Origin of the sequence: Nocardia vinacea NBRC 16497, from assembly GCF_000308835.1 — a bacterium.
Lineage (GTDB): Bacteria > Actinomycetota > Actinomycetes > Mycobacteriales > Mycobacteriaceae > Nocardia > Nocardia vinacea.
The window spans coordinates 1-14,415 of the sequence record NZ_BAGN01000414.1 but is presented as its reverse complement, the minus strand read 5'-3'; the positions used below and the strand labels follow the sequence as shown (position 1 = coordinate 14,415).

At 65.1% G+C, this 14,415-nt stretch carries 9 protein-coding genes; 2 read left to right on the top strand and 7 right to left on the bottom strand.

From position 1 onward, the window contains the following. Positions 1 to 182: 182 nt before the first annotated feature. Both ON44_RS40610 and ON44_RS40605 read right to left on the bottom strand, forming a co-directional pair. Complete coding sequence (locus ON44_RS40610; RefSeq protein ID WP_157187562.1) at positions 183 to 758, bottom strand: hypothetical protein; 576 nt, start codon at positions 756 to 758, stop codon at positions 183 to 185. A 226-nt stretch (positions 759 to 984) separates the two neighbouring features. Further along, entirely contained in the window at positions 985 to 1,719 is a 735-nt protein-coding gene (locus tag ON44_RS40605; protein WP_040700162.1) for a MerR family transcriptional regulator, read from the bottom strand. A 169-nt stretch (positions 1,720 to 1,888) separates the two neighbouring features. Here ON44_RS40605 and ON44_RS40600 point away from each other — a divergent pair, with 169 nt between their 5' ends. Next, the gene (locus ON44_RS40600; RefSeq protein WP_051183117.1) at positions 1,889 to 2,242 is read left to right on the top strand and encodes a DUF1707 SHOCT-like domain-containing protein; all 354 of its coding nucleotides are present in this window, start codon (positions 1,889 to 1,891) and stop codon (positions 2,240 to 2,242) included. A gap of 12 nt (positions 2,243 to 2,254) precedes the next feature. Here the strand turns inward: ON44_RS40600 and ON44_RS40595 are convergent, their stop codons facing one another. Then, positions 2,255 to 4,468: a serine/threonine-protein kinase gene (locus tag ON44_RS40595; RefSeq protein WP_245567526.1), complete on the bottom strand. Its 2,214-nt coding sequence runs from the start codon at positions 4,466 to 4,468 to the stop codon at positions 2,255 to 2,257. 373 nt (positions 4,469 to 4,841) lie between these two features. Beyond that, the gene (locus tag ON44_RS40590; RefSeq protein ID WP_051183131.1) at positions 4,842 to 6,371 is read right to left on the bottom strand and encodes an amino acid permease; all 1,530 of its coding nucleotides are present in this window, start codon (positions 6,369 to 6,371) and stop codon (positions 4,842 to 4,844) included. A gap of 198 nt (positions 6,372 to 6,569) precedes the next feature. Here ON44_RS40590 and ON44_RS40585 point away from each other — a divergent pair, with 198 nt between their 5' ends. Continuing rightward, positions 6,570 to 7,640: an SPFH domain-containing protein gene (locus ON44_RS40585; RefSeq protein ID WP_040700160.1), complete on the top strand. Its 1,071-nt coding sequence runs from the start codon at positions 6,570 to 6,572 to the stop codon at positions 7,638 to 7,640. Between the two features lie 179 nt (positions 7,641 to 7,819). On the opposite strand, the gene ON44_RS40580 is transcribed toward ON44_RS40585, so the two are convergent. The 3 genes from ON44_RS40580 to ON44_RS40570 form a co-directional block, all read right to left on the bottom strand. Continuing rightward, positions 7,820 to 12,727, bottom strand: a complete 4,908-nt coding sequence (locus tag ON44_RS40580) for an NAD-glutamate dehydrogenase (protein WP_051183129.1) — start codon at positions 12,725 to 12,727, stop codon at positions 7,820 to 7,822. A 158-nt stretch (positions 12,728 to 12,885) separates the two neighbouring features. Beyond that, positions 12,886 to 13,626, bottom strand: a complete 741-nt coding sequence (locus ON44_RS40575) for a hypothetical protein (RefSeq protein WP_040700159.1) — start codon at positions 13,624 to 13,626, stop codon at positions 12,886 to 12,888. Then, the coding region (locus tag ON44_RS40570; RefSeq protein WP_040700158.1) for a discoidin domain-containing protein at positions 13,623 to 14,415 on the bottom strand (793 nt) is incomplete at its 5' end. The genes ON44_RS40575 and ON44_RS40570, both read right to left, overlap by 4 nt.

Below are 14,415 nucleotides of genomic sequence, written 5' to 3'. Positions count from 1 at the left end.
ATATCTGCCATACATCCGATGGGATCGCCGCCCCGAAAGTACCACCGCGCCAGCGCGGTCAATTGCACTGCGCTAGTGACCAATTGATTGCGCACACAGACCGATGCCCTCGCGGTCGGCATTGTGCGCAATCGCACGGCCGCCCGAAAGGGCATCGGCGGTATGAAGTTTCGGTTGGTTACTCAGGTCAGGTTGCCGTCGATGCACAGGCTCGACGACCGCCACGACGGCCCCGGCCGGTTCGCGGCCATATCGAAGGTCCAGTCCGAAATCGGACCGGCCGCACGCCAGTACAGCCCGCCGCGGCCGTCCGCGACAGCCTCATACATATCTTCACGGCCCTCGATCAGCTGACTGCCGACGCAGTAGTCCATGTAATCGGTGCCGGGCTGCTGCGCACCCGGGCTGAACTTGCCCGCCGGATTACCGTTGGTACCAGGGTTGTACACGCTGCTGCGACCGGGGGCGTAGCCCTCACGGGACCAGCGCGCGAAGCCGAAGAAATCGGACTGGCATCGGTACATCCAGCCGCCTGCGGCGACCGCCACACCCTGCTGAACCGCCTCACCGGCCCACAGGCAGCGCACGCCGATATCGGCGTTGGCCGCGGGCGCCCCGGTGCCGATGCCGAATCCGCCGACCGCCGCCGCGATCGCCGCAAGCATGGACAGTGCTCGGATCTTGTTGCGACCCTGGCCATTACGTGCCGAGTCAGGACATTCGATAGGTCTGGGTGCCTGTTCGCTGACGTTGATCATCGACGTCTCCTTCATCATTGTCTCGCCCGCCGGCCGACGTCGATACGGGCCGATGGGAGGTGCTGTTCCCGCTGCCTAATGTAACGCTATTTAACGGCACGTTATGCGAAGTATCGCCATATATGGGAACAACAAATGAGGAAAGGCCTGGCCAGGGATGTGCAGCAAAGAAAGACCGGCCGCAAGCCAGGCAAATAATTGCGCGTATCGGCGCGAGCCGATCGCGTCAGGCCTCGGGCATGGCCTCGGTGAGTTCGCTGTCTTGTTCGAGATACTTTGCGACAAAGCGGTTCACGAGCTCAGCGGCCGCCTGCCCCGGACGGACCCGAGTTTCAGCCACCCGGTCGGCGAGTACGGCCTTGTCCGCGGGTGTGCGCCCGGAGTTCTGATACGGCTCCCACGCCGACCGATGAAACAGATCGACGAAGCGGCGGGCGATCCGGTCGCAGTCGGCGCGCAGCCGCTCCAGTTCACCGAGCAGCGCGTCAACCGGCATGCCCGCGCCCTCCAACTGATCGAAGATGCGGATCAACTGCGGATCGGCGATGCGGTAGGTCGCGGCGTCCACCGGTTCGTACAGACCGGCCGAGACCACGCGGGCCAAACCATGGGGAACATCGCGATAACGCTGCTCGAGTTCGGTCGCCGGGATTGTGTCGCCAGGAGGCGGCACAGTGGACTGCGTAACACCAGGCTCCGCGACGCCGAGGATGTCGCCGAGATCGTCACCGCGATCCCATGCCTCCAACAGTTCCCGGATGCCGTTGAGCTTGATCCCCCGGTCCAGCAAACGGCTGATCGTCTGCACCCGATTGAGGTGATCCGGTCCATAGAAGCCGGTGCGGCCCTTCACCTGTGGCGGGGGCAAGATGCCGCGCTCGGCGTAAACCCGCAGGCTGCGCACGGTCGTACCAGCCTCGCGCGCGAGCTCATCGATCGTGTACTCCACGTCCCCTGCCATATGTCTAGGAAACCACACAGAAACATTACCCGTAGGTAAGCATACGTCAGTGATGTCGGGTACCTATGGTCCGCGAGGAGCCGTCAGGCCCTGAGGACAGGACAAACTATTCCCGCCGTTGGTAATTCGCTACACCGGATCCGGCGTCTCCGGGGCCTATCCTTCGGATATGACCGAGGCGCAGGCTTCTCGAATTACCGTGGCGGAGCGGGAACGGGCGCTGGAACAACTGTCGCACCATCTCGGCACGGGGCGACTGAGCCTGACCGAGTTCGACGAACGCAGTGCGATTGCCGCGGCGGCGACTACCAAAGGACAATTGGCGGAATTGTTCGTCGACCTGCCTGGTACCACACCGGCCGCACCCGAGATACAACCCGACAATCGGCTGCGGCAGCTCTCGACATTCGCCGCGGTGATCGCGATCATCGCGGTCGTACTCGCCGTCGCGACGGGGAACTGGCTGTGGCTGCTGGCCGGCACCGGCATCGTCGTCGTATGGGTGGTCGAGCGGCTGCGCTGAGCGACCGCTGCCCTACCACCTCGTGCGTGGACGGACGTAATTGGCCAGATCCACCAGCCGGTAGCGATGCCAGCGATCCGGTGCGGTTCGGGCCAGCGCGCGCAGACTCGTCTCGAGTCCGAGTCGCAGCCCCGCGTGGGTGAGCGGGAAACCCAGGATGGCCTGGCTCGATTTTCGTGGTCGACCGCCGACGCGCAGCCACTCCATAGCGGCGCCCACCACGATGACCTGCAGTTGCAATGTGCGAGCGTCATCCGACAACGCCTCGAGCCGTCCGGCGGCAGCACAGATATCCGCCTCGGTAATTTCGGCGATCGGTCGCGAGACCAGCAGCAGGCAGCCGGTGGTGTGCGCGACGCCGTGATGGCGTGACGCGGCAGGCACCTGATCCAGCACGGCGACGGCCTCGAGCAGTTGTCCGTCGGCCGCGAGGCGTCGGGCCAGCCCGAAGGCCGCGCTCACGACACCGTGATTGGTCCGCCACACCGCCCGGTAGTGCTCCATCGCAGCCCGGTGCCAACGCTCGGTATCTGTCGGAATATCCAGATGCTGCAGCACTAGTTCCGCCGTCGCGGCCAGCGCCAACTCCGGGCCGATCTCACCGGGCAGCATCGCGTGCACGGTTTCGAATTGCTGCCAGGCCCGGTCGTATTGGCCGTCGAGCAACTCGGCGACACCCTCGTACCACTCGATGCGCCAGTCCGCGCCGTAATCGGGTCGCAGACCGGCGAGCTGTTGGCGGGCGATGGCCGTCTCCCCCAGGTCGAGATAGGCGCGCACCGCCGTGAGCGGCCCCTCCAGTTCGAACGATTCCGGTGCGACGATCGTGCCGGAGCGGATACGTTCATGGGCGCGACGCAAGGCGTCCAGCGCGTGCCTCGGCTCACCGTGCAGCAGACTGGACAGCAGTTCAGCGCTCGGATCCTCGCTGTCGATCATTGGTGTCGGCAGTGCTGCCACAACATCGCCGACCGCGAGCATGGGCATGCGGGTAACCCCGTCGGTGATCCCGTCGGTCTGGCCGATAAGCGTATCGGTGCCGAAATCGTCTCGCATGACACTGAATTCGACCGATGGCTGAGGATGTTCCAGTCCGGTGTCGATGGCGAGCACCATCCGCAACGCACCTGCGAGTTGGCAGTACATCGAATAGGCGGACGGGAACCTGCGCTCGGGCTCCGGATCGGTGGCGCGCAAGAGAATTCGGTACAGGCACTGGTAGCGCGCCAGCAGCGGATCCTCGTCGGGCTCGGGTATGCCGCCGAGGAAGTGACCGTCGCGGTCCCTCGGCAGGTTCAGCGCCAGAGCGGCCAGCGTACGGCCGACCGTGTAGATATCCGACACCACGGTGGGCCCGGTCTCGGTGATCTCGGGCGCCTGGAAGCCGGGAGTGCCGTAGATGCTGCCGTAGGAGTCCATGGCCGCGACCGCGCCCAGATCGATGAGCTTGACCTCGTGCTCGCTCACCATGATGTTGTCGGGCTTCAGATCGTTATAGGCCAATCCGAAGGAATGCAGATAGTCGAGCGCGGGCAGAATTTCCAATATGTAAGCGATGGCCTCGACAACCGGAATGCGTTCCTTGCCCCGAGTGTCGAGTAGCTTCTTCAGCGATTGCCCGCCGACATATTCCATGACGATATAGCCATCCGGAACATCACGCGCGGACCGATGCTTGACGAAGTTGTAAATCTTCACAACGCCGGGGTGGGCGACTTCGGAAAGGAATTGCCGTTCGGCAAGGGCGACCACATGCGCCTCGAAGTCGAGCGGATTCTGCAATCCCTTCAGCACGACCCAGCGGTCGCTCACATTGCGGTCGATGGCCAGATAGATCCAGCCGAGGCCGCCGTGCGCCAGCGACCCCTGGACCTCGTATTGGTCGGCTACCAGTTCGCCCGGCTGCAGGGCGGGTCGGAAGTTGAACGGTGATCCGCAGCGGCCGCATTCGCCGACCACCTCGCCCGGTCCGGATGCGCTCCGGCGGCCCACCGGTTCCTGACACTTCCAACAGAACCGTTTGAGTTCGGGCACTTCGGGATTCGGTTGTATGGCACTGCGCGGGTCGACGGGCGCCACCCGCGGCATCGGCACCAACCCGGCGCCGAGCCGGCGCACACTCGGACGTGACCGGCCACTGCGCCCGGAACCAGGGTCCTCGAGCTCGTCGAGTCCGACGATCGGACCGGAGACCGGCTCGGAGGTATCCGTGATCGGCTGGGTCATGCTCGGCTCGATCGGCGACCCCCGCGACCCCAGGCCAGGGAGTGGGAACCGCTGCGACGGGACACCCTCGGTAGTACGCGGACGCGACCACGGATGCGGAAGACGTTGGGACGGCTCGACTTTCGACATGCCCCTGGTTGCCCAGGGGAGCGGAGTTCGCCGCGGCACTTCGGTGCCGCGCATCCGCCGATTCGCCCAGGGGTGCGGCAGCGGATTCTCGGAGGGCCTGGCTTGCTCCGGCATGGGAACCTTTCGAGCCTGTTGAATCGAGGTCCCATTCTCTTCCGCCATCCGTCGCCGTGGGTTTACCCTGTTCCCCTCTATGGGAATAGCTCCGCCCCGGACATGTTGTCCGGGGCGGAGTTCGGATTATCTACTCCTCGTCGGGCTTGTCGAGAACGACGACCGTGTCACCCTCGCGGCGCGGCCGCTCGGCCAGCACCGGGAACTGACCGGTGATGCCCTCACGTTCCTGCGCCACCTGCAGCACCCGCTTGCGGGCCAGGAACCAGCCGCCGACGAATGCCGGAACCACGACCACCGCCATGGCGATCACAGCACCGCGCTGCTCGATTTCGTGGCTGCATGCCATCAGCACGATCACCGCGACCAGGAACGCCAGCGTGGCGTAGCTGGTGTAGGGCGCGCCGATCAGCCGGAACGACGGACGTTCGATCAGACCCTTCTTCGACCAACGGAACAGCTGCAGCTGGCAGATCACGATCGCACCCCAGGCCGCGATGGTGCCGAGTGCGGACATGTTCAGCACGATCTCGAATGCCTTGTCCGGCACCATCGCGTTGAGCCCGACCCCGACCAGCGCGATCGCACCGGTGGCGAGGATGCCGACGTAAGGCACACCGCCGCTGGACATCCGCGAGGCGATCTTGGGCGCACTACCGTTCATCGACATCGAGCGCAGGATGCGGCCGGTCGAGTACAGGCCGGCGTTGAGGCTGGAGAAGGCCGCGGTCAGCACCACCAGATTCATGATCGAGCCGGCACCGCCGACACCGAGCTTGGAGAAGAAGGTGACGAACGGGCTCTCACCGGACTTGAAGACGACGTAGGGCAGCAGCAGGCCGAGCAGCACCAGCGAGCCGACATAGAACAGCGCGATGCGGGCGATGACCGAATTGATGGCCCGCGGCATGATCTTTTCCGGATTCTCCGCCTCACCGGCCGCCGTGCCGATCAATTCCACTGCGGCGTAGGCGAATACGACACCGGTGGTGACAGTGACCAGCGGCAGCAACCCGGTCGGGAAAAGCCCGCCGTTATCGGAGATAACGTTGAAACCGGTGGTCTCACCGTCGACCTTGAATCGGCCCGCCAGGAAGATGGTGCCGATCACCAGGAAGGCGACCAGCGCGACGACCTTGATCAACGCGGCCCAGAACTCCAGCTCACCGAACCACTTCACCGAGATCAGGTTGATGCTGACCACGATGGCCAGCGCCACCAGCGCGATCAACCACTGCGGTATCGCCTCGGTGGCTCCCCAGAAATGGACATAGGTGGCGATCGCGGTGATGTCTACGATGCCGGTCATGCACCAGTGGAAGAAGTACATCCACCCGACCGCGAAAGCCAGCTTCTCGCCGTAGAACTCACGCGCGTAGGAGACGAACGATCCGGAGGACGGACGATGCAGCACCAGCTCGCCCAGCGCCCGCAGGATGAAGAACACGAAGATGCCACACACTGCGTACACCAGGAACAGTCCCGGACCGGCAGTGTGCAAACGACCACCTGCACCAAGGAACAGTCCGGTTCCGATCGCGCCACCGATCGCGATCATCTGCAGCTGGCGCGGGCGCAACGCCTTGTGATAGCCCGCATCCTCAGCATGCAGAGCATCCGCGGGCGCCGGCACTTCCGCGGAGTGTTGAACGGTTGTCATGGTGAAGCCTTTCACGTGACGGCGATCATATCGCTGCTTAATGTAACGCTATTCAACGGTACGTTCAATAGGGAATCAAGAGTTGTAACCACGTGGAAACGTCGCGGAGCCGCTCTACCCACCGTGACCTCGGTGTTGGTTGATCGTACCGCTGAACATCGGTACGCTGGATACGTTTACGGCTGATGGAGCGCGAGCATGGCATGGTTCGAACGGGAGTTCATCGCGGTCCCTGAGGACCGCAAGAATCAACTGGTCTACAAGTGGCCGGATGTCAATATCCGCCGCTACAGCCGCGCCATCGTCAATGCCGACGAGATCGCCCTGTTCGTCAAGTCCGGGCAGGTCGTAGCCGCCATGGGGCCTGGTCGGCATCGGATCGATGCCGAGGAGCTGCCGGTCCTCGGCGCGCTCGTGGATACGCTGACCGGCAACAACTTCTACCGCGCCGAACTGTATTTCGTCTCCACCCGCGAGTTTCCCGGCATCAAGTTCGGCGGCCGTCTGGCCGATATCGCCGATCCGGTCAGCGAACAGGTCGTGACGCTGCGGGTCTTCGGGGAATTCGCACTGTCGGTGCGTGACCCGGCCGAACTGGTCACCTCACTGGCGGGCACCACCGACCTGAACGTCCCGGCGACGGTGGAATCCTGGAGCTCGGACTTGCTGCTGAAGTCCATGAAAGTCGCTGTCACACAGGGAATTTCCCGTGGCGACTGGCCGGTGCTCGGCCTATCCGGACAGTTGGAGCCGATCGAGGCCGCCGTGGTGCGCCAGACAAATCTGACGCTCTACGAATACGGCCTGCGCATCCCCCGCCTGGGCAACTTCGATATCACCCTGGCGCCCGAGGATGCGGAGCGCATCAAGCGACTTGCCAAGGACGTCACCTACATTCGCCTGGCCGGCGACTTCCAGCGCTACGCCGCAGGCGAAATGGCCCTCGGTGCGGGCCAGGGCTTCGCCAACGGCCATGGCCACGGCGGCGACGGATTCCTCGGCGCCGCACTGGGTTTGAATGCCATCCAACAACACGCCCCGAGCAATCCGTGGCAGCGACAGGCAATTTCAGCTGCCGCACAACCGCTTCCGGCCCTCACACAGTCGGCATGCGCCAGCTGCGGAACCGACAACCCGGCGAATGCGCGATTCTGCATGAACTGCGGTGACCCACTGGCCCCCCGCCCACGCCACTGCACCGAATGCGGATCCGAACTCATCCCAACCGCAAAGTTCTGCGCCGACTGCGGCACCCGAGCCGACGCCTGACGCACACCTTCCACAGGCTATGAAAATGCCTGTGCGACAAGGAGTACCCCGTCGTCTCGGCGAACACCGGGATCCGCTGCGGAGGTGCGGATCCCGATGTTCGCCGGAACGACGGGGTAGTCATTCAGCGAAGCCCCGCGATCTCGGATGTGCGCCCCGAGACCGCGGGTCGATGTCGGCTAGCTCGAAACGGGGGCTGCCGCAGCGGATTCCCCGCTGCTGACCATGCTGCGCACCTGCCGCGCGGCCACCGAGAGCGTCGCGAGGTCGTGGGTGCCCGCAGCGAAGATCTCACCGAGTGACGCACCGGCACGCGCCAGGCGGGGGCGGTTGACCGACTCCCATTCGGCGATCTTGTCGGCGGTGCTCTCATCCGGTTCGGATGCGGTCAGCACGTCCAGGGTCAGCGAGCGCAGCGAATCGTAGAGATCATCGCGGACCGCGAGCCGGGCCAGCGTGCGCCACCGGTCGTCGCGCGCGAGGTTGCTCACCGCGGTCAGCAGCCGCTCGATCTGGAAGTGATCGTCGAGTGCGTAGTAGAGCTCCGCGACCTCCTGCGCATCCCGCTCAGCGATATCGGCCACGTCGACAATGTCCAGCAACGGGAACATGTGGATCAGCCGGAACACCTCCTGCGCCAATTCCGCCGGTGCACCGCGCTCGACGGCCGACCGCGCATGCGTGGCCAAGTCCTCGGCGTGGGCCGCGGGGAGCCGGGCGGGCTGCATGTGTCCTGCGAGCTTGCGCACGCCGTCGCGGTAGCGGGCGATATCAGCGCCGATGGCAATCGGTTGCGGACGACTGGTCAGCAACCAGCGGGATACCCGATCGAGGGTGCGCCTGGTCTCCCGCTCGAGTTCGTCACGCGCTGCCGTCGGCATCGGCGTGGTCCGAATGCGCTGCCAGAGCGTGTGCAGGTCGAAGATCTCCGTCGCGACGGTGAAGGCGCGCACCGCGTCGTCGGTACTCGCACCCGCCTCCTCTGCCAGGCGGAACGCATAGGTGATGCCACCGTGGTCCACCACGTCGTTGACCACCATGGTGGCCACGATCTGGCGGCGCAACGGATGCTTCTTGATCGCGTCGCCGAACCGTTCGCGCAGCGGCCCGGGGAAGTACGACAGCAGCACCGACTCGAACGCCGGATTATCCGGCAGATCTCCGGCCAACAGATCATCCTTGAGCGAAAGCTTCACGTGGGCAAGCAGATTCGCCAGCTCCGGCGAGGTGAGCCCGCGCCCGGCCGCGGCCCGCCTGGTCAGCTCGGCATCCGAGGGCAGTGCCTCGAGCCGCCGATCGACACCGCGCCGGAGCTCGAGATCGGTGATCAAACGCCGGTGCACACCCGACATCGGCACCGCTTGTGCGCGCGAGAGCCCCATCCGGAAGTTCTGCGAAATATTGTCGCGCAGTACGAGTTCGGAGACCTCGTCGGTCATCGCGGCGAGCAGCTGGGTGCGGTCGGCGGCGGCGAGCTCACCGCCGGAGATGACCGCGTCCAGCAGCACCTTGATATTGACCTCGTGGTCCGAGCAGTCGACGCCCGCCGAATTGTCCAAAGCGTCGGTATTCATCCGGCCACCGTTGGCGCAGTATTCGACGCGGCCGAGTGCGGTCGCACCGAGGTTGCCGCCCTCACCGATCACCTTGGCGCGCAGCTGGTTCGCATCGACGCGCACCGCATCGTTGGACTTGTCACCGGCATCGGCATTGGTCTCGGTGGAAGCCTTGATGTAGGTGCCGATACCGCCGTTCCAGAACAGATCGACCGGTGCGAGCAGAATCGCCCGGATCATCTCCGGCGGGGAAAGGGTGGTCACACTCGGATCCAAGTCCAGTGCGGCCCGTACTTCCGGGCTGACCGGAACAGCCTTGGCGGACCGATCGTAGACACCGCCGCCCGCGCTGATCAGCGACTTGTCGTAGTCGGCCCAGGACGAGCGCGGCAGTGCGAACATCCGCTGCCGCTCCCGGAACGATGTCGCCGAATCGGGATTCGGATCCAGGAAGATGTGCCGGTGGTCGAAGGCCGCGACCAGGCGGATGTGCTCGGACAACAGCATGCCGTTGCCGAAGACGTCGCCGCTCATATCGCCGACCCCGGCGACCGTGAAATCGGTTGTCTGCGTGTCGATATCCATCTCGGCGAAATGCCGTTTGACGCTCTCCCACGCGCCCTTGGCCGTAATGCCCATCGCCTTGTGGTCGTAACCCACCGAACCACCCGAGGCGAAGGCGTCACCGAGCCAGAAACCATACTGGCGCGCAACATCATTGGCGATATCGGAGAAGGTCGCGGTGCCCTTGTCGGCGGCGACGACGAGATAGGTGTCGTCGCTGTCGCGGCGCACTACCCGCTCCGGTGGGAGCACTTCGTCGGAGGCGTGGTCGACGTTATCGGTCACATCCAGCAGACCGGAGATGAAGGTGCGGTAGCAGGCGATGCCCTCGGTCAACTGCGCCTGCCGATCCGCGGTCGGGTCGCCGGTCGCCGTCGGCGGCTGCTTCACCACGAATCCACCCTTGGCGCCGACCGGCACGATGACCGCGTTCTTCACCGCCTGCGCCTTCACCAGACCCAGGATCTCGGTGCGGAAGTCCTCCAGACGGTCCGACCAGCGCAACCCGCCACGCGCCACCGGCCCGAAGCGCAGATGCACACCCTCGACCCGTGGCGAATACACGAAGATCTCGAATTGCGGCCGTGGCCGCGGCAATTCGGCGATGGCATGCGGATCGAACTTGAACGACAGCGATTCCGGCGCATTGCCGTCGGCGTCGAGCCGGAAGTAGTTGGTGCGCAGCGTCGCGGTGATCAGTCCGAGCACGGCGCGCAGGATGCGGTCGGTGTCGAGGCTGACGACCGCATCGATCTCCGCCTGCAGCCGCTCCGCGATACCGGCGGCCCGAGCCGAGGCGACGGCACCGACGCCGTCGGGATCGAAGTAGGCATCGAACAGTTCGGTGAACAGCCGCGCCATTGCCGGCTGTGCCAGCAGGACCCGGGAGATATTGCCGAGGGTGTAGGCGAATCCGGCCTGCTGCAGATACTTGGCGTAGGCGCGCAGTATCGAGATCTGCCGCCAGTGCAGACCGGCCCGCAGCACCAGCTCGTTCAGTGCGTCGACCTCCGCGCGGCCGAACCACATCGCCGCCACGGCCTCCGGGAAGCGCCTGCGCACACTGCCTTCGGCGACGGGCTCGTTGGCGGACCGAGTCAGATCGGCCTCGAGATCGGCGTCGATCGCGGTGCGCAGCAACGTGGCGGGCACGCGCAGCCCGAAGTCGTAGATCCACTTCTGCTGCCCGTCCTCGAGCGCGACGCGATAGGGCCGCTCATCGACCACTTCCACGCCGAGACTGTGCAACACCGGCAGCACCCGACTCAGCGAAACCCCCTCCCCCGCGACGTAGAGCGTGAATCGCCATTCCCCCGAGGGCGATTCGGCATTGCGGTACAGATTCGTATCGATCGCACCGTCGGCGAGGTTTTCCAAACGCTGCAGATCGGCCAGTGCACGGGCCGGTTCGAACTCCTGCTGATAGCTCGCCGGGAATGCGGCCGCATAGACCGTGGCGACCTTCGATATCACCGCACTCACTCCGGTGGCCTCGGCGATCACGCGATCGGCCCAGGTCCGGGTGGTCGCGAACAGCAACTCCTGAATGCGCTCGCGGTTGGATTCGGAGACATCGGCCGGATCGGCATCGGGGCGGCGGTGCACGGTGAAATAGACCACGGCCAACTCGGATTCGCTCGCGCGCGCCGAGTATGCCACCTGTTCTGCATCGAACTGGTCCCGCAGAATGGCTTCCATGCGCAACCGAACCTCGGTCGAATAGCGATCACGCGGCAGATAAACCAGGCAGTACACCGCGCCGCTGCGCCCGTCGCGCCGGATGAACAGCCGAACCTGCCTGCGCAGTCCCAAATTCGTGACCGCGGAAACGGTTTCGAACAGCCGACGAGCATCGGTCGAGAACAGCTCGACTCGCGGGAAGGACTGCAGGATCTCCAGCATCGCCTGCCCGGAGAACGAATTCAGTTCGAAGCCGGCCCATTCGATAACCTGGTGCACGCGACGGGAGATGACCGGGATATCGAGAATGTTCTCGTGCAGTCCGGTCACCGTGAAGGAACCGACGAATATGTGCTCACCCTGTACCGGACCCAGCCCCTTGGCCCCCGCACCGCCGCTGCCGTAGTCGGCCACGCTGACGAAGTAGAGCTCACCCGACCCCGGCATCAGTGAATCGACCGAACCGTTGGCCAGGCGCAGCACCGGACGCGAGCCGCCGAGCACCGGGACGTCGATATCGATATTCGATCCGTTCCACAGCACGCCGAGCCCGGTGCCCGGGGCCTGCTGCGGTTCGGTCGACCCGGCCGAGGCGCCGTACCGGTAGTAGCCGTAGCCGAGCACGGTGAAGTGGCCATCGGCCAACCAGCGCAACAACTTCGCGCATTCGGGAATCTCGGGATCGTCGGACCGCTGCGCGATGTGGTCGAGCCGACCGGCCAGCGCGACCATCGCATTCGTCATGCTCGGCGTATCGTCGACGACCTTGCGCAATACCCGCAGCAGGCTCGGCAATTCGCGATTGATCCGGTCCAGCTCCGCCGCACCGACCGAGGGACTCAGCTGTACGTGGATCCAGGACTCGGGCAGGGTGTGGCTGTCGGGCACCTGTCCGCCCTCGCGATCGCGCGGAGCGATCGCGCGCAGTCGACCGCGGCGGTCACGCACGATATCGAAGACCGGGTGGACGACCTCGGTCACCGTGGCGCCGAGTCGGCGCAGCGCGGTGGTCACCGTATCGACCAGCAGCGGCATATCGTCATTGACGATCTGGATCGCCGGGCCGAGCCCACTGGCATCCTCGGGGCGATACACCCGGGTGATCGCCGCCCCCGGCAGGCGGGTCGCCGCCAACTCCAGGTGGTGGCGGAAGATCTGTTCGGCACGATCGGTGATCGTCGGCGCGGTGGCGCCCGGCTGGATCCACCGGAAGTAGGCCGCCTCGAGATCGGTCGGATCATCGCGGAACCGCTTGAAGGAAATCGTCTGCTGGGTGGGTGCCGCCATCGACCCGTGCCTTCCCGAGAATTTGAGACCGTTGTGTACGGTTCCCATACGTTACCTGTTTAATGTGCCGTTGTATAGCGGTACGTTAGATGTGTAACAAGCATGACCCGGCCAATCGGTCCTGGTCAAGCGTCATAGATCGACTCGGGCCGCACGACTCACCGCGCGAGACCCGATCGCGACAGGAAGGTCTGCGCACCGGTACGGCCGGTGAACGACCCCGTTTCGATGCGCACGCCGGACGCGGTATTCGCGTACCACACCGTTGCCGACGGTCCGATCGCCACGAAGACCGGTCCGTCGGCGAGCACCGTGCCGCCCGCCGCGCGCCAGCGGGCGATGTTGGCGGGCAAGCGATCCGGCGGATCCACCGTCACCGAGAGGGACAGTTCCCGACCGCCGGTGATACCGCCCGCGAGTAGCGGATTAGCGGCCAGAATGACACATTGCTCGGCCGCGGTGGAGATTTGCTGACAGGACGCGGCCGAACGCACCGTTTCCGGCAGGGCGGCGGAGGCACCGACCGAGGCACCGAGATCGGGCAACGAAGGAACCAGCGCCCCTGAACACGAGTGCACGATCGCGAAAACGAAGCCGAGCACGGTCGCGACGATCCCGGCGATGGCCGCGCGCCATTGCCAGTGCTGCGGATAACGCTGGACGAACTTTTCCACACCGGTCGCGATGGGCTTTTCCACACCGGCCGCTACGGATTCGGCACCCGCGACGACTCTCTCGGCACCTGCTACGGCCTTTTCGGTGTCGCCGACGACACCCTCTCCCGCCCGTCCGGCCGCGGCCGCGAGGCGGTGCAGCGGCGCGCCGCAATGGCCGCACCGGGACTCCGTGCCCGCGTTCGGGTGCGAGCAGTACTGGCAGACCCGTTCGACGAAGGTCAATGTCCCGTTATCACAATCGATGAGATGGCAACGGTGTTGATCGTCTGATCGCCCTTCGATTGCAGGACCGTGAGAGTTATTTTCGAGGCACTCACCGGCGGCTCCAACTTCGTGACCACCAGGGTGCGCTGATCCAACGTCTGCTGGGTATAGGTGGTCTTGTTCGAATCGTCGACCTGGTACGAAACCCGGCTGACCGTACGGTATTTCGCCCACTGGTCCGAACCGTCGGTACCGATGCTGTCCCAGCCGGGAACAATGCCGATCGAATCGATCTGATAAGACTTGCCGAGATCGATGGTCAGCACCTGTCCGTCGACCTTGAAGGCGCGCACGCACGACCAGGCCTTGCCCTGCTGTCCGCTGAACGCGTCCATACCCGGCGTACTACCCGACGGGCAGTGGGAGGTAGCGGATTTCGGGGTGATCGCTCCGGACGCGGCCGTGGAAGCGTCCGGTTTCGAGGTCGGCGCCGACGCGGTCCCGGTCGAGGTGACAACCGCGAGCTGCTGTGGCCGCTTCGTCTCATCCTTGCCGCCGGTGGTCATCAGCGCGAGCACCAGCAGCACCGCCATGACGGCGCAGACCGCCAGGGCCACCTTCGGGTTCTTCAGATGTGTGACGACCTTGGTGACCCGCTCGGAGAACTCCGGCTGGCGCGCGGACGACGTTCGGGTCCCGGCACCACCGGACGCGGACTCGGCCGGTGGCGCCGTCCGGCTCCCGGCCTCGGAGAAATCCGACGAAAAGTCCAGTGCCGGTGCGGAATCCGACGTCTGGCCGTTCAGC